Genomic DNA, 16,421 nt, shown 5'->3' with positions numbered 1-16,421 from the left:
TCATAAAAAACAAAAGATAAGTATTAGTTAATCAGTAACTGCACCTTCAGAGGCAGATTTAACTAATTTTGAAAATTTTGCTAATACACCTTTAGTGTAGTTTGGTTTAGGTTGCCTCCATTTGGATAAGCGTTTATCAATAATAACTTTATCAACTAATAGCTCTAAAACGTTATTTTGTGCATCAATTATAATTTCATCACCATCTTCAACCACTGCTAGTACTCCACCTTTAAAGGCTTCAGGTGTAATATGACCGACTACAAAGCCGTGTGTACCACCAGAGAAACGCCCATCAGTAATAAGAGCAATTTTACCACCTAATCCTTTTCCCATAACTGCAGAAGTAGGAGCGAGCATTTCACGCATACCAGGGCCACCAACAGGGCCTTCGTAACGAATAACAATAACATTACCTGCTTTTATTTGATCATTTAAAATAGCCTTAAGCGCTCCTTCTTCATGAGAAAAGCATTTAGCTGTACCTTTAAAACTTGAACCTTCTTTACCAGTAATTTTTGCTACAGCACCTTCAATTGCAAGATTACCCCGTAAAATTCTAAGGTGCGAATCTTTCTTTATTGGGTTATCTAATGCTCTAATAATTTCTTGGGAATCAGGATACGGTTTAACATTTCTTAAATTTTTAGCTAAAGTTTTTCCTGTTACTGTCATACAATCCCCATGTAATAGTCTTGCATCAAGTAACATTTTCATTAGTGGTAAAGTACCTCCAATTTCAACCAATTCACTCATCATGTATTTACCTGATGGTTTAAGGTCAGCAATAACAGGTACTTTTTTACCAATACGAGTAAAGTCATCAATTTTAAGATTGACCTCAGCGGCATTCGCCATGGCAATTAAATGCAATACAGCATTGGTTGAACCACCTAGTGCAATAATTACAGTGATTGCATTTTCGAATGCTTTCATAGTCATTATATCACGGGGTTTAATGTCTTTATTTAATAAAATAAGAACAGCTTCTCCAGCTTGGATGCAATCATTATTTTTATCATCTGATATAGCATTTTGTGCACTGGAGTTGGGTAAACTCATACCTAACGCTTCAATTGCTGATGCCATAGTATTAGCGGTGTACATACCCCCACAAGAGCCTGGACCAGTAACGGCTGTTTTTTCAATATTCTCTAACTCAATTTCATTAATTTCATCGTTAGAAAATTGACCAACTGCTTCGAAAACACTCACCAGGTCTGTATGATTTTTACCTGGTTGAGTAGTACCGCCATAAACAAAAATACTGGGACGGTTAAGACGTGCTAAACCAATAATACAACCAGGCATATTTTTATCACAACCACCAATAGCAACTACACCATCAAACCCTTGACAACCAACCACTGTTTCAATTGAATCGGCAATGACTTCACGTGATACTAAAGAATATTTCATACCTTCAGAACCCATAGAAATACCATCTGATATGGTAATGGTGTTAAAGATAACACCTTTACCACCTGCGTTGTTTATCCCCTTTTCAGCCTTGTTAGCCAATTTATTAATATGCATATTACATGGTGTTACCATTGACCAAGTACTTGCTATACCAATCTGGGGTTTGCTAAAATCCTCTTTTTTAAAACCAATAGGATAAAGCATAGCACGACTTGGTGCGCGTTCAAATCCATCAACAACTTGTGAGGAATATTTTCTTGGGATGCACATATTTTTTTTATCCAAAAATAAAGATTAAATTTTAGACTAAAATTAATATTTTAGTAAACATTTTAAACATTTAGCTTGATTAAAGCCGAACAAATTCTAACTCTAGTTAAACCTTTTTCTGAGGATGGTAAAATATTAATTAGAACTAAGGAACAAATTAATGAAAATATTAGAGATTTTGTTTATTTGACAGACAACAATCAATTGATTGCTTGTGCAGGACTTAAAGATTGTAAAGAGGATAATATGGGAGAAATTTACTCATTAGCAGTATCTAAGAAAGTACAAAAAACAGGGTTATCTTTAAAGTTACTTGAAAAAATTATGTTTAAAGCAAAAGCTAAAAAATTTTCCAAGGTTTTTGCATTAACTAAACATAGCACAAATTGGTTTATTAAACATGGTTTTATACAAATGAGTATTATTGATTTACCCCAAAAACATCAAGTTTCATTTAATCAGGAACGTAATTCATCAATTTTTTTTAAAAATGTTAATTAAAGATAGAATTCGTGGGTATTTACCAGTAGTTATTGACATTGAAACAGGTGGTTTTAACGAAAAAACTGATGCCATGTTGGAGATTTGCACTATTATAATTGGCATTGATAGAATGAATAATTTATACCCAAAAAAGCCACAACATTTTCACATTGAGCCATTTAAAGGAAGCATATTAGAGCCTAGTGCGATAAAGTTTAATAGTATTGATGTTAATAATCCATTTAGAATGGCAGTTAAAGAGGCTGATGCTATTAAGCAAATTTATACCAAAATATATACAGAACTAAAACAAAAGAACTGCACTCGTGCTATTTTAGTGGGACATAATGCTTTTTTTGATTTAGGCTTTTTACGTGCTGCAACTAACAGGTGTAAACTTAAAAGCCCTTTTCATCAATTTTCAACCCTAGATACGGTTAGTTTATCAGCCTTATGCTATGGCGAAACAGTATTGGCTAAAGCCATACGTAAGGCTGATATTGAGTGGGATGATACTTATGCTCATTCTGCATTATACGATACACAAAAAACAGCTGAACTATTTTGTAAAGTTTTTAATACACAATAAAATTAAACCAAAATACCTTGAATAACAATTACACGTTATTGAACTTTTGTATTTGTTTCAATATACTTTAAATACACTTTATTGACAAAACTTAAATTCTTGTGCTTGTATCATCAAACAATCCTATAATAAGAAATATTATTCATAATATACACAAGATCAAGATCATAATTAGAAGTTAAAAACTCTCTTAAGTCATAATTAATTTTTAACTTGACAAATGTTTGCATTATAATTCTTGATAATTTTTAATATTATTATAAGGGTTTATCAATGAGCAAAATTAAGCAAATGTTTGAATTACAAAAACAGTTCAATAACAACACTAACGGTCTACAGTGGACTGATGGTATAACAAAAGACGGGCGTTATATTTCTTGGTTACGTTGTATTTATATGGAAGCTACTGAGGCAATTGATTCTTTTAATTGGAAACACTGGAAAAATATTAAAGAGGAGCATGATTTAGATAACTCTAAAGTTGAGTTAGTGGATATTTGGCATTTTATTATGTCTGAAGCTATTTATTTTGGTGATACTCAATTTGCTTATAATTATGAAAATATAAAGCCAGAAAGGGAGGTAAATCCAGAACTTGTGATAGAAATTTTAGAAAAATTAGTGGCCGTAGCAAGTAGTGCTAATGTGAATAAATCACAAAATGCTTTATATGAAATAACAGGGCTTTTTTTTAAAGCGCTAACAACAATGAGTATGGACATATCAGAACTCTATAAACGCTATCTTGTCAAAAATCAACTTAATGTCTTTAGACAGAAACATGGTTATAAGAAAGGCACTTATATTAAACTTTGGGGCGTAGAGGAAGATAACGTTGTTGCCTTTCGTATAATGGAAAAATATCCCGATTTAATGCCAGAACAATTGTATAAAGAATTAGAGAAAGAATACAATTCTCATAATTTTATACTAAATAAATAATCAAGAAAACTTATTAGAATAATAAGTAAGTATAGCATGCTTACTATTTATAGAATAGAAACAGGATATAAAATATTTGATAGTAGTATTATAAGTATGTATACACAGGAACATAAAAATAGATTTATAAAACTTTTATTTTGGTTTTTAATTGTGAATATACTACAACACTAATAATATTTATTCAATTTCTTAAAGCAATTCTAATATCAGTAACAGGTGTTGCTCTACAAGCTAAAATTTCCCCTTGTGATAAGGATATTATAGAATCCTGATGGGTGACATCACCAGATAATAGTTGCAATATACAGCTACCACAATGCCCTTGACGACAAGAATGATTAATGAGTACATTCTGTTGTTCAAGTTCAATAAGAATGGAGTGATTTCCATAAGCATATAATGATTTGGTTTTACCATTGATGTTATCAATTTCTATCCTAAACATCTAACTAGCTATAATTTAAAGCTATTAAAATCAAAGTCTTGTTTATCCAAAGTATTATCAATGGCGCTGACTAAATAAGAGGTAATTTCAGTTTCTTGTGGCGCAACTTGAACGTTATCAGAATCTAACCAGTGGTTAATCCAAGGTAAAGGATTGATGCATTCATCAAATACAGGACTTAAATTTAGAGCTTTTATACGTACGTTGGTAATATATTCTAAATATTGTTTTAGCATATTTGCATTTAAACCGATCATAGAACCGTCACGAAATAAATATTCTGCCCAATCTTTTTCTTGTTCGCAAGCTTCTTTGAACATGGTAATTACTTCCTTTTCACATTCTTTTGCTATTTTTTTCATATCAGGATCATCTTTACCACCACTCATCAAATTCAATATATGTTGAGTACCTGTTAAATGCAAAGCCTCATCACGAGCAATCATTCTAATAATTTTAGCATTACCCTCCATAACCTTTCTCTCAGCGAAAGCAAAAGAACAAGCAAAACTAACATAGAATTGCACTGCTTCAAGAATATTAACTGACACAATAGTAAGATAAAGTTGTTTTTTTAAACAATACAAGTCAATTAATATCTCTTTATCTTGAACTTTAAATTTACCTATGCCGTGTAATAAATAAGCCTGAGTACATTTAATTAACTCATTATAGTGTTTAGACACGCTATCAGCGCGCTGAATAATTTCATCTATTTTCATAATATCATCGAATACTATGCCTGGTTCATTAACAATAGCGCGAATAATATGTGTATAAGAGCGTGAATGAATAGTTTCAGAAAATGACCAAGTTTCAATCCAATTTTCTAACTCTGGCAATGACACAATTGGTAAAAAAGCAATATTAGGAGAACGACTTTGTACTGAATCTAGCAAGATTTGGTATTGAAGATTAGAAATGAAAATATGTTTTTCATTGGGTAGTAATTTAGCAAAATCTATCTTATCTTTAGAGACGTCAATCTCTTCTGGACGCCAAAAAAAAGAAAGCTGTTTTTCAGTGAGCTTTTCAAATATTTTATATTTTTGCTTATCAAAACGCGCTACATTAACTGTATTACCAAAAAACATTGGCTCAATTAATGTATTGCTTATTTTTTTGGTAAAAATACTATATGACATACTAGAAAACTCCTTTTATAGTTTACAAATACCGTCTGTACAGTTGTTATCATCTTCTTTTTCCGAAACATCTTTGCCAGTACCATCACGAGTTGTATGATAATAAAGCGTTTTAATACCATATTTGTAAGCTTTCAACAAATCCATTAAAAACAATTTCATTGGTACTTTATTACCTTCAAACTGTGAAGGGTCGTAATGTGTGTTAGTAGAAATAGACTGATCTACAAATTTTTGCATAATCCCACAAAGTTGTAGATAACCATCATTATCTTTAATATCCCAGAGTAGCTCATACTGGTTTTTTAATAATTCATAATCAGGTACAATTTGCTTTAAAATACCATCTTTAGACTGTTTAATAGATACAAACCCTCTCGGTGGTTCAATTCCATTAGTTGAATTAGAGATTTGTGACGAGCTTTCACATGGCATGAGTGCTGTTAAAGTTGAATTTCTAAGACCTATAGAAGTAATATCCTGACGTAGTGTATCCCAATCAAATTCTAATTTACAATCACAAAACACATCAATATCTTTTTTATAAGAATCAATAGGCATAATACCTTGTGAATACTGTGTTTGAGAAAATAGTGGACAAGGTCCTAATTCTTTTGCTAACGTATTTGAAGCCTTTAATGAATAATACTGTAACGCCTCAAAGGTTGTATGAACAAGTTGATTACCTGATCCATCAGAATATTTCGCACCATTTTTGGCTAAATAATAAGCAAGATTAGTTACGCCAATACCGAGTGTTCGACGGTTTTTACTAGCAAATTCAGCTGCTTTAATTGGGTAATTTTGATAATCAAGTAAGCAATCTAATGAACGTACAATAATATCAGTTAATGTTTCTAACTCATCTAAAGAATCTAATGCGCCAAGATTAACTGCTGATAATGTACAAAGCGCTATCTCGCCTTGTTCATCCTGAACTGAATATAAGGGTTTAGTTGGTAGAGTAATTTCCATGCAAAGATTGGATTGTCTGATAGGTGCTTGTTTGGCATTAAATGCACTATGGGTATTACAATGATCAACATTTTGTAAATAAATACGACCTGTATTAGCACGTTCTTGTATAAACTTAGAAAATAATTCCCTGGCTTTAATAGTGTGTTTTCTAATTAAAACATTTTGCTCATATTTCTCATACAAACATTTAAATTCTTCTTGATCAACAAAAAAGGCATCATATAAATCAGGTGTATCATGTGGTGAAAATAAAGTAATATCTTCATCTTTTAGAAAACGTTGATACATTAAGCCATTAAACTGAACGCCATAATCTAAATGACGAATACGATTTTCTTCCGTTCCTGTGTTGTTTTTAAGAACTAATAAATTTTCAACTTCTAAATGCCACAAAGGGTAGAACAAAGTAGCTGCACCACCACGCACTCCACCCTGTGAGCAAGATTTAACAGCGGTATGGAAATGTTTATAAAAAGGAATACAACCTGTATGTGTTGCTTCACCACCACGAATAGGGCTACCAATTGCACGAATTTTACCACCATTAATACCAATCCCAGCACGCTGAGATATATATTTCACAATAACCCCAGCAGTGGCGCTAATAGAATCTAAATCATCATCTGTCTCAATTAATACACAAGATGAGAATTGGCGTGTAGGTGTTCTAACCCCAGCCATAATAGGTGTAGGAAGGGATATTTTAAACAAACTTACTGCATCATAGAAGCGCTTCACAATATTTATGCGTTTACTCACTTCATATTCTTGAAATAAGCACATACCCACTAACATATAAAGAAATTGTGGAGATTCGTAAATTTCGCCAGTGACACGATTTTGAACTAAGTATTTTCCTTCTAGTTGTTTAACAGCAACGTAAGAAAAATTCATATCACGCCAATGATCAATATAAGAGCCTAATATTTCAATTTCCTTTTTAATGTATTTATTAAGAATATCTTTATCATAAATACCCAAACCTGTTAATTTTTTAATGTGCTCAAAAAATGGTGGTGGGGTAAAGGATTTAAATGCTTTTTTACGTAAATGAAAAATAGATAAACGCGCTGCTAAATATTGATAATCTGGTATGTCTGTTGAAATTAAATCTGCTGCTGATTTAATAATTGTTTCATGAATATCTTCCGTCTTAATACCGTCAAAAAATGCCAACTGTGCATTGATTTCAACTTGGCTAACACTAACACCCTTTAAGTCTTGTGAAGCCCAATGTACAACTCGATGAATTTTTTCCATATCAATAAATTCTTGTTGTCCATTACGTTTAGTGACTTTAATATCTTGATTCATTGACACTCCTATTAAGCAACATTACATATATAATGTTCGTAAAATACGCTTTATTTAGTTATAAATTAAATAAAGCGTATTTTACAATTTATTTATGGATAAAAATAATTTAACATATTATAAATAATTAGAAATCAAATTAGAAAGCATCTCGATATGATCATTCCTATCGTTTAATGCAGGAATATAACTAAATTGGCGCCCGCCAGATTGAATAAAATAATTTCTATTTTCACACTCAATTTCCTCTAAAGTTTCTAAACAATCAGCTGAAAATCCTGGACAAATTACTTGAATATGCTCAACACCATCACAAGCTAATGTTTCTAATCTTTCTTTGGTTTGTGGCTTAGTCCAAGGCTCTCGACCAAAAATAGACTGAAAGCTAAATAAATAATCGCTTTTATTCAAATCTAATTTTTTAGCGAGTAATTTAGCTGTACCAACACAATGGTCATAATATATATCACCATTATCAATATATCGTTGAGGGATACCGTGAAATGAAATTATTAATTTATTCGGCTTTCCATATTTAATTTGATGTTCTAATACCGTATTAGCAAGGGATTGAATATAATCATCATTGTAACAATAATATTCAATAAAGATTATTTCTGGCTTTTTAGCCCAAGAATTATTCAGTACTTGATTAATAACATCTAATGTTGAGAGTGTTGTTGTGTTAGAGTATTGAGGATAAAGCGGTAAAACAATAATTTTTTCACAATCTTGATTACGTAACTTATTCAACACTGATGAAATAGAAGGGTTTCCATAACGCATACCAATTTCAAATACTAAATTTTCATGTCGCTCAAGCAATATTTTTTTAACACCTTGTAATTGTAACTTAGCAATGCTTAATAATGGAGAACCAATACCAATTCTATCCCAGATTTTGGCATAATTTTGGGCTGATTTTTTAGGTCTTGTATTAAGAATAACAACATTTAACACCAGCCACCATATGAATTTAAATTTAATAGGAAAGCTAACCACTCTAGAGTCTGATAAGAATTCAGATAAATATCGCCTTAAAGATGCTTTTGTAGGGGCGTCAGGTGTACCAATATTGGTTAGTAAGATACCTATTTTCATTTTGAAACAATTTTATATACATTTAAAAAAAATTTACTACTTTTTCATTTTCCATACAATCTTGTAAAATTTATGCCTAAATTCCATTTACATTAACAAACCGTTTAATGGGTTTGTATTTTTGATTTTTTTAAAATAGTTAGTTGTAAGAATCACATCCAAAGAGTGGATTTAAAATATCATTTTTAAATCTTATTTTATGTATTCTATTTAAAATTTTTATCATAGTTATTTTCAGCTTTACTTTGTTTTAAGATTCTAACTTTGGTTTAAACTTAGCCATTTTTTTAAGATTGAGCATGTCTAAATTATTATTATGTTTAAGTTTTACTTAAAAGAAAACTTTTTACTATTTAGTAAAATTTAACAATACTATTGTGTCTTACATTTTTATCAAATTTTTGTATATTTTTTATTACTAGAATTGATCAATGTTTATTACATATAGATTAAAATTATAGTATAACACCATTAATTATTTTTTGCTTTTTAAAATTTAAAAAATAATTATAAATCAATAATTTATATAGTATTTTTTAACTAATTTAATTGCTAAATAAAAATAGTTAAAATTAACTATAATAGGTGTTAAATTACATTTACAATTAAGACATAAATAATGATAAATAGAACTAAATATTACTTGAATAAAGTACGCAAAAAAACTGGCCTTTCAGACTATAAAATCTCACAAAAATATTCAATTAATCAATCTAATTTAAGTAAATGTAAATCAGGAAAAGATACCATTTCTGAAACCCCTGCTTGGTTATTTGCTAATATTTTAAACATTAACCATCCAAAAGTCATCACTCATACTAAACTTGAATATGCAAAATTTACTGATAGTAAATCAAAGTCAATATTTTGGCAAAATCAACTAGAAAAACTTGCAAATAACTCAAGATCTATTAAAATTGACATTGCGCAAATTAATCCTATTGTTGGTGATTTAAATGGAAACACTCAAAAAATTATTAAATTAACCCAAGAAGCGTATATTCGAGGTTGTGATTTATTAGTTTTTCCAGAATTATCGCTCGTTGGTTACCCTCCTGAAGATTTACTGCTACATGAAGGGTTCATTCAACAAGTCCAAGATAAAGTAACTTTAATCAACCAAACCATCTCTAATAATATTTCTATTATATTTGGAGCACCATACAAGAAAAACGATATTTTATACAACAGTGCCTATCTTATTCAAAATTCGCAAGTGTATTTTTATCATAAACAAAATCTTCCAAATTATGGTGTATTTGATGAAAAACGTTATTTTAAATCAGGTAATGAGCCTTTTATTTTTGAATGTCAAGGAAAAAAAATTAGCCTAGTTATCTGTGAAGATGCTTGGACATCAGATATTATCTCTATCTCAGCTAATCAAGGTGTGCAAATCATAATTAGTATTAATGCCTCTCCATTTCAGATTGGCAAACACTCACAACGCATTGAACAAATTAAACAACGTGTCTTAGAAACTAAAACTAATTTTATTTACGTTAATATGGTTGGTGCACAAGATGAGTTAGTATTTGATGGTGCATCTTTTGCAATGAATTCAAATGCCAATATCACTTTGCAATTACCCTTATTTAAAGAAGCAGTTCAAAGCGTTAGTTTTACCTCCCCTATTACATTATTTAACACTGACTCTATTGAGAAAACTATTTATGATGCTTTGGTACTTGCTACTAAAGATTACATTGAAAAAAATGATGTTTTTAATGGAGTGATAATTGGCTTATCTGGTGGTATTGATTCTGCACTTACCCTTGCTATTGCTGCTGATGCTATAGGAGCTAAGCATATTAAAGCTATTATGATGCCTTATAAGTATACTTCAAATATAAGCCTTGAAGATGCTAAAATTCAGGCCACGACAATGAATGTTGATTATCATGAAATCAACATTCACATCATAGTAGACAGTTTTAACACACAACTCAATACGCTATTTATTGGGATGGAAACCGATACTACTGAGGAAAATATACAAGCACGTATACGGGGTACACTACTCATGGCAATCTCTAATAAATTAGGAAAAATAGTACTTACCACAAGTAATAAATCTGAAATAGCAGTTGGCTACACCACTCTATATGGCGACATGTCAGGTGGTTTCGCTCCTCTTAAGGATGTTAACAAGACTTTAGTTTACCAATTAGCTAAATATAGAAACACCCTATCAGCCATCATCCCGGAACGCGTTATAGATAGAGAGCCATCTGCTGAACTCGCACCTAACCAAGCTGATCAAGATTCCTTACCATCTTATAACGAACTGGATGCAATATTAGCACTATTTATAGAACAAAAATATTCAGTTGAACATATCGTTAAACAAGGATTTAACGAACAAACTGTTAAATATATCACACAAATGGTACTTAACAATGAATACAAGCGAAGACAAAGTGCACCAGGACCTAAAATCAGCCCAAACGCCTTTGGTAAAGAACGTCGCTACCCTATTACTTCTAAGTTTCAGCCTTAATATCTATTTAAAGAAATAACACCATTAAAATAATGGTACAAATGATTCCAAATATATTATAAATACAAGTTAAAAAACTTATAACAAATTCATCAACTTTGATAAGTTGATGAATTTTTACTCTTTTGAGGGGATATAACATGTTTTGCATTTAAATTATATATTAACCAACATCTTGTTATATTATACAAAAATTTGAAGAATACCCTTGGCTTTGTGTTTGGTTTCCTGCAACTCTTGTTTAGCAATAGAGTCAACCACAATGCCAGACCCTGTCCTTAAAGTTAGCAGATTGTTTTGTTTACTAATGGTACGAATAAGAATATTAAAATCCATTTTCCCGTTACTACTGACATAACCTAACGATCCTGTATAGGATTGACGTGGAGTTTGTTCAAGTTCTTGAATAATTTGCATACAACGAATCTTAGGACATCCAGTGATAGTTCCCCCTGGGAATAATGCACTAATTAGGTGTTTAATAGTAGTGTTTAATTTAATTTTTCCTTTGATATTTGAAACGATATGATGTACAAATGGATAGCTTTCCAAACCCATAATTTCATCAATTTTGATACTTCCGTATTCACACACCCTGCCCAAATCATTACGCTCTAAATCAAGTAGCATAATATGCTCTGCTCGTTCTTTAGGGTGGTTAATAAGTTGTTGTTTTAGACGTTTATCTTTAATACCTATACCGCGTGGACAGGTACCTGCAATAGGTCTGCTTTGTATGACATTACCATCCACGCTAAATAAACGCTCAGGGGAAGAAGAAATAATACTAAACGTTTGTAATTGTACCAGTGCGGAAAATGGGGCTGGATTGGTTTTTTTTAATGCTTGGTAAATTTGAGTTGGAGTAATATCATTAGTTAACTGGTATTGCCATTGTCTTGAAAGGTTTACTTGAAAAACATCTCCTGCTTTAATGTATTCAAGATTCTTTGCCACGCCTGATAAAAACTTAGCTTCTTCTTCAGTATATAAAGTACCTATTAATTTACAATCAGGTATTGACTTTAATTGTTTAATATCTGCTAATACTTGATCTATTCTATATTTACTGTCAAATTGGTCTAATAGATAGGTCTGATGATTTGTGTGATTAATAATAATAGCTGTTGGAATTTGCACAGCCATAGCAATAGGTTGATCGCTTGTATGCATTATTTGTTTTAAAGTAGGCTCTATTTGCCCAATTAATTCATAAGAAAGATATACAAACCACCCGCCAGTAAAAGGCAAATCACTGTAAATAAGTAGTCCATCTATACTAGCAGTGAGTTTGTCTAAAAAATCAAACTCTTCTAAATCATTCAACACAATTTTTTTACCAGGATGTGCAAACAATATAGAAAAATTATTAATAGAATTATGATGGACACTTTCTAATAAAAATGGATAACGTGTAGGATTAGCGTAAGATAACGCATCTAAATCAATATCAGGAATAGATATAACTTTCACTTTAATTTATAGTTAATTATTAATCTTTAATTTGATTATGATCTTACTAAGTAGTTGCTTGGCTCTATTAATTGCTTTATGTGAAGTAAATTTCAGCAGCATTGTACTTAATAAACCACATTCTTTGTCTTTTTTATTAAGTACTATATATACTTTAGCTAATTCAAATACAGAGTTTGAAAATTTATAATGCAATAGATTTTGTTGTTGAAATACAATAAAAGTATTTCTAGCATTATGAAAATCTTCTTTAGCCAAATAAGATTTAGCTAGCCAGTAGTGCACATCTGAAATGTAACCACTATTGGAATAATCTACTAAATATTGCTTAAATAACTTAATATATTGGTCATATTGATCTGTTATTAGCAAACTACGAGCCTGCGTATAAACACATTTGACTTTTTTATCATACCTTCTTATTTTAAACGAAGTTTCTTTAATTACATCCATGGATTTTGATAAGTAATTAAGTTAAACAACTTTTCAATTTTACATACTAATAATTTTATTATTAAGCAATAATCGCTTAATTTTTTTATTATAATCTATAATTACTTTTTCTGTATTTAATACCTGAATAAGCAGACTGTAAGATAAAAATACTTAAAAAACAAATAAACCAAGATAGTATATGAAACTTTTTTGATAAACAAATTCAACACGCCTACTTTTCTGACATACACCTTCATCGTGTTGTTGCATCATCGGCTTTGATTCACCAAAACTAATAACTTTAATTCTTGAAGAAAGATCATACAAGCTTAATAATTCTTTAACATTTAAGACACGATTTTTCACCTAGTGCTAAGTTATACCTTTGTCTTTATTAATAACGATAATATAGGCTAGACGTGTATTAAAAAATCCTCTTTTACCCAGTAAAGCGTAACAAATTTGATCAGATAAATAGTTGGGTAGCTTTTCTGATATCACTATTATGTACGGTAAATGTATCTTTATAAAGTGTTTTCTTAGAATAAACATCTATTAATTAAATTTCAACATTAAAGATTTTTTACTAATCTTTTCTAACTTACCTAGTACAATAGCTTCAATTTTTTTTGTATTCAAATTATCAAAACTAGGTTCATTACTAATGACATAATTTGTATTAACAACACTAAATTCTCCTTAATAGTTAAAATTATTACGCATAATATCTGCAATGACTTTGCCTTGGCTTACATCACCTACAACAAAAAAATTAGAGATAGCAATAGGAAGATTATTTTCATCTTGTTTGAAAATAGTGATTTTTAATATTGCCCAAGCAATGGTTGTATAAAATGATAAAATAAAAACAATAAATTGTTTTATTCCATTTCTTCTATCCAGTTCATTTGAATAACCTCAAGAATTTTTTCACTTGATCTGTTTACATCATCATCAAATTCATTCAGTGCAATCACCATCTGTTTAAGATCAACAAAATTAACAATACAAGGATTAATTTTTGGATAAGCATCATTCAAGGCTATTGCAATATCTAAAGAATCTGTCCAGTTCATAAAAGCCCCTTGAAGGAAAATTTAATTTTAACCAAATTAAGGTTTACTATGTATAAATTTAGTGACTTTTCTAATCACATCCTACTAACCTCTCTAACAAATTTTAACGTTTTTAATTGTACGAATACTTGATTTAATTGACTAAAATTTGCAACACTAATCACTATATTAAGTGATTTGATAGTATTGTTTTTTTCTTGAATCTCTAAAAACTCAATATTAATTTTCATCTTTGAAATAACACTGGTAATAGACGCGAGTGTACCTCTTTGGTTGGCAACATCCACGTCAATCATTGCTTTAAATTCCTCATCCTCATTGGCTTGCCAATCAATGTTAAGCCATTGTGCATTTTTACTTTTAGCACGAGCTAAATTAGCACAAATAAGTCTATGTACCACCATACCTTTAGAAGTGGTTAAAACACCAGCTACTTTATCACCAGGAATGGGATGACAACAAGAAGCAAAACTAATGGCTTTTCCTTGAGTTTTATAAATACTAATCTTTTGATTTGTATTCTTGATATTATCTCCTTGCAGTTTGTTCAGTGCAACTGATACTAAAATCTCAGAAAGTCCAATTTTCATGTACATGTCTTCTTTAGAATTACAATGTAATGCTTTAATACATTTTATCCATTGAACCTCATCAATATTATCTGTATCTATATTTTGATAATCAAGTGCATTGGTTAATAAATACTCTCCCAACTGAATTAATTCAGAGGCTGACTCATTCTTAAGGTACGCTTTAATCGAAGATCTAGCTTTTATAGTAACAACAATTTGTAACCAAGAAGATCTAGGAGTGGCTTTATCGTCAGTAATAATTTCAATAGTCTGTCCTGATTTTAATTCGGTAGAAATAGGTGTAATAACTTGATCAATTTTAGCTCTAAGAGTATGATTGCCGATACTGGTATGTACCATATAGGCAAAATCAAGTACAGTCGATTTATAAGGTAATTGAATAATATCACCTTCAGGAGTAAAAACAAATACCTCATAAGGAAATAAATCCGCTTTAGTTTCTTCTAAAAACTCAATAGAAGTACCTGAATTTTGTTGAATATCTAGTAGCGAACCTAACCAGTTATTAGCTAATGCTGATTTACGATTAGAACCACTCTTATAATGCCAATGTGCAGCAATCCCATATTCTGAAATAAAATGCATATCAGATGAACGAATTTGTACTTCAATAAAAATTTTATTAGAACCAAATAATATCGTGTGTAAGGACTGATAACCGTTTGATTTTGGTAATGCTATATAATCTTTAAACTTACCTGGTAATGGTTTGTATAAATTATGAATAATACCTAAGGATTGGTAACATTGTGCAACATCAGCTACAATAATCCTAAGTGCATACATATCCAACACTTGAGAAAACTTCAAATGTTTGATTTTCATTTTTCTATAAATACTACAAGGTTGTTTTCTACGACTATTAATTTCAACGTTTGGCAAGCCTTCTTGATTTAATCGGCTCTTTATTTCATTCTCAATATGATTAATAACTTTCTTTCGATTACCACATTGTTTTTTAATTTGACTCACTAGAACCCTATTACGAAATGGATAAATAATAGAAAAGCACAAATTATCCAACTTAACTCTAATACTATTAAGGTCTAAACGACGCGCAATTGGTGCATGTATTTCTACCGTTTCTTTGGCAATTCTAAGTTGCTTATCTCTGCTCATAGAGCCAAGTGTTTGCATATTATGTAAACGATCTGCTAGTTTTATTACTATAACTCGCATATCACCACTCATAGCCAATAGTAACTTTCTAAAATTTTGTGCTTGCTTATCTGTGTTTGAATGAAATTTAAACCCAGTTAGCTTAGAAACACCTTCCACAATATGTGCAATTTCATCACCAAAATCACATTTAATTTGATCATAAGTGACTGAAGTATCCTCAATACAATCATGTAGTATTGCCGCTACAATACAACAGTAGTCTAGTTTTAACTCTGCTAAAATCATAGCAACTGATATAGGGTGGAATACATAAGCTTCACCTGACTGTCTGTATTGACCATCATGTGCTGTTGCTGCAACAATATAAGCCTGATAAACACCTTCAACCTGTTTTTTAGACATATAGTTTTCTAGTGTGTTACATAGCTCGCTTATTAGAATTCTTTTATCAGGTAATTTCATTCAATAAAAATTAAATTGAAGTAAAAATATTTACCATTATAATGCAACTACACCAGTATAATTCTTCA

General features: G+C 30.5%; 14 protein-coding genes. 4 read left to right on the top strand and 10 right to left on the bottom strand.

Annotated elements, in window-relative coordinates; genetic code table 11:
- Nucleotides 1–27: 27 nt before the first annotated feature.
- Complete coding sequence (gene ilvD / locus HUW60_RS02435; protein WP_190600870.1) at nucleotides 28–1,692, bottom strand: dihydroxy-acid dehydratase; 1,665 nt, start codon at nucleotides 1,690–1,692, stop codon at nucleotides 28–30.
- 75 nt (nucleotides 1,693–1,767) lie between these two features.
- Here ilvD and HUW60_RS02430 point away from each other — a divergent pair, with 75 nt between their 5' ends.
- The 3 genes from HUW60_RS02430 to HUW60_RS02420 all read left to right on the top strand — a co-directional run bounded on the left by HUW60_RS02430 (nucleotide 1,768) and on the right by HUW60_RS02420 (nucleotide 3,706).
- The gene (locus HUW60_RS02430; protein WP_190600846.1) at nucleotides 1,768–2,193 is read left to right on the top strand and encodes a GNAT family N-acetyltransferase; all 426 of its coding nucleotides are present in this window, start codon (nucleotides 1,768–1,770) and stop codon (nucleotides 2,191–2,193) included.
- Nucleotides 2,183–2,764, top strand: a complete 582-nt coding sequence (rnt, locus tag HUW60_RS02425; RefSeq protein WP_190600845.1) for a ribonuclease T — start codon at nucleotides 2,183–2,185, stop codon at nucleotides 2,762–2,764. Before HUW60_RS02430 ends, rnt begins: the two co-directional genes overlap by 11 nt.
- Nucleotides 2,765–3,037: 273 nt before the next feature.
- Nucleotides 3,038–3,706 carry a dUTP diphosphatase gene (locus HUW60_RS02420; protein WP_190600844.1) on the top strand — a complete coding sequence of 223 codons (669 nt, stop codon included), beginning with the start codon at nucleotides 3,038–3,040 and terminating at the stop codon, nucleotides 3,704–3,706.
- 184 nt (nucleotides 3,707–3,890) lie between these two features.
- On the opposite strand, the gene HUW60_RS02415 is transcribed toward HUW60_RS02420, so the two are convergent.
- The 4 genes from HUW60_RS02415 to hemH form a co-directional block, all read right to left on the bottom strand.
- The gene (locus HUW60_RS02415; protein ID WP_190600843.1) at nucleotides 3,891–4,154 is read right to left on the bottom strand and encodes a 2Fe-2S iron-sulfur cluster-binding protein; all 264 of its coding nucleotides are present in this window, start codon (nucleotides 4,152–4,154) and stop codon (nucleotides 3,891–3,893) included.
- Nucleotides 4,155–4,162: 8 nt separating this feature from the next.
- On the bottom strand, nucleotides 4,163–5,299 hold the full coding sequence (gene nrdB, locus HUW60_RS02410) for a class Ia ribonucleoside-diphosphate reductase subunit beta (protein ID WP_190600842.1): 1,137 nt from the start codon (nucleotides 5,297–5,299) through the stop codon (nucleotides 4,163–4,165).
- A 15-nt stretch (nucleotides 5,300–5,314) separates the two neighbouring features.
- Nucleotides 5,315–7,591 carry a class 1a ribonucleoside-diphosphate reductase subunit alpha gene (gene nrdA, locus HUW60_RS02405; protein ID WP_190600841.1) on the bottom strand — a complete coding sequence of 759 codons (2,277 nt, stop codon included), beginning with the start codon at nucleotides 7,589–7,591 and terminating at the stop codon, nucleotides 5,315–5,317.
- A gap of 117 nt (nucleotides 7,592–7,708) precedes the next feature.
- Nucleotides 7,709–8,692 carry a ferrochelatase gene (gene hemH, locus HUW60_RS02400; RefSeq protein ID WP_190600840.1) on the bottom strand — a complete coding sequence of 328 codons (984 nt, stop codon included), beginning with the start codon at nucleotides 8,690–8,692 and terminating at the stop codon, nucleotides 7,709–7,711.
- Nucleotides 8,693–9,311: 619 nt separating this feature from the next.
- Between hemH and HUW60_RS02395 the strand changes: the two genes are divergently transcribed.
- Nucleotides 9,312–11,192, top strand: coding sequence for an NAD+ synthase (locus tag HUW60_RS02395; protein ID WP_190600839.1), 1,881 nt, complete (start codon nucleotides 9,312–9,314; stop codon nucleotides 11,190–11,192).
- A 183-nt stretch (nucleotides 11,193–11,375) separates the two neighbouring features.
- On the opposite strand, the gene HUW60_RS02390 is transcribed toward HUW60_RS02395, so the two are convergent.
- The 5 genes from HUW60_RS02390 to HUW60_RS02370 form a co-directional block, all read right to left on the bottom strand.
- A complete protein-coding gene (locus tag HUW60_RS02390; protein WP_190600838.1) occupies nucleotides 11,376–12,665 on the bottom strand; it encodes an aminodeoxychorismate synthase component I in 1,290 nt (429 codons plus the stop codon).
- Between the two features lie 12 nt (nucleotides 12,666–12,677).
- On the bottom strand, nucleotides 12,678–13,118 hold the full coding sequence (locus HUW60_RS02385; protein ID WP_190600837.1) for a tetratricopeptide repeat protein: 441 nt from the start codon (nucleotides 13,116–13,118) through the stop codon (nucleotides 12,678–12,680).
- A gap of 153 nt (nucleotides 13,119–13,271) precedes the next feature.
- Complete coding sequence (locus HUW60_RS02380; protein ID WP_238924527.1) at nucleotides 13,272–13,466, bottom strand: OmpA family protein; 195 nt, start codon at nucleotides 13,464–13,466, stop codon at nucleotides 13,272–13,274.
- Nucleotides 13,467–13,981: 515 nt separating this feature from the next.
- Entirely contained in the window at nucleotides 13,982–14,176 is a 195-nt protein-coding gene (gene iscX, locus HUW60_RS02375; RefSeq protein ID WP_190600836.1) for a Fe-S cluster assembly protein IscX, read from the bottom strand.
- A 74-nt stretch (nucleotides 14,177–14,250) separates the two neighbouring features.
- Nucleotides 14,251–16,353: a RelA/SpoT family protein gene (locus tag HUW60_RS02370; RefSeq protein WP_190600835.1), complete on the bottom strand. Its 2,103-nt coding sequence runs from the start codon at nucleotides 16,351–16,353 to the stop codon at nucleotides 14,251–14,253.
- Between the last annotated feature and the right edge of the window lie 68 nt (nucleotides 16,354–16,421).

This window comes from Candidatus Vesicomyosocius sp. SY067_SCS001 (assembly GCF_014706615.1).
Taxonomy (GTDB): Bacteria; Pseudomonadota; Gammaproteobacteria; order PS1; family Pseudothioglobaceae; genus Ruthia.
The sequence above is the reverse complement of the archived record's forward strand: the minus strand, read 5'-3'. Positions and strand labels throughout refer to the sequence as shown.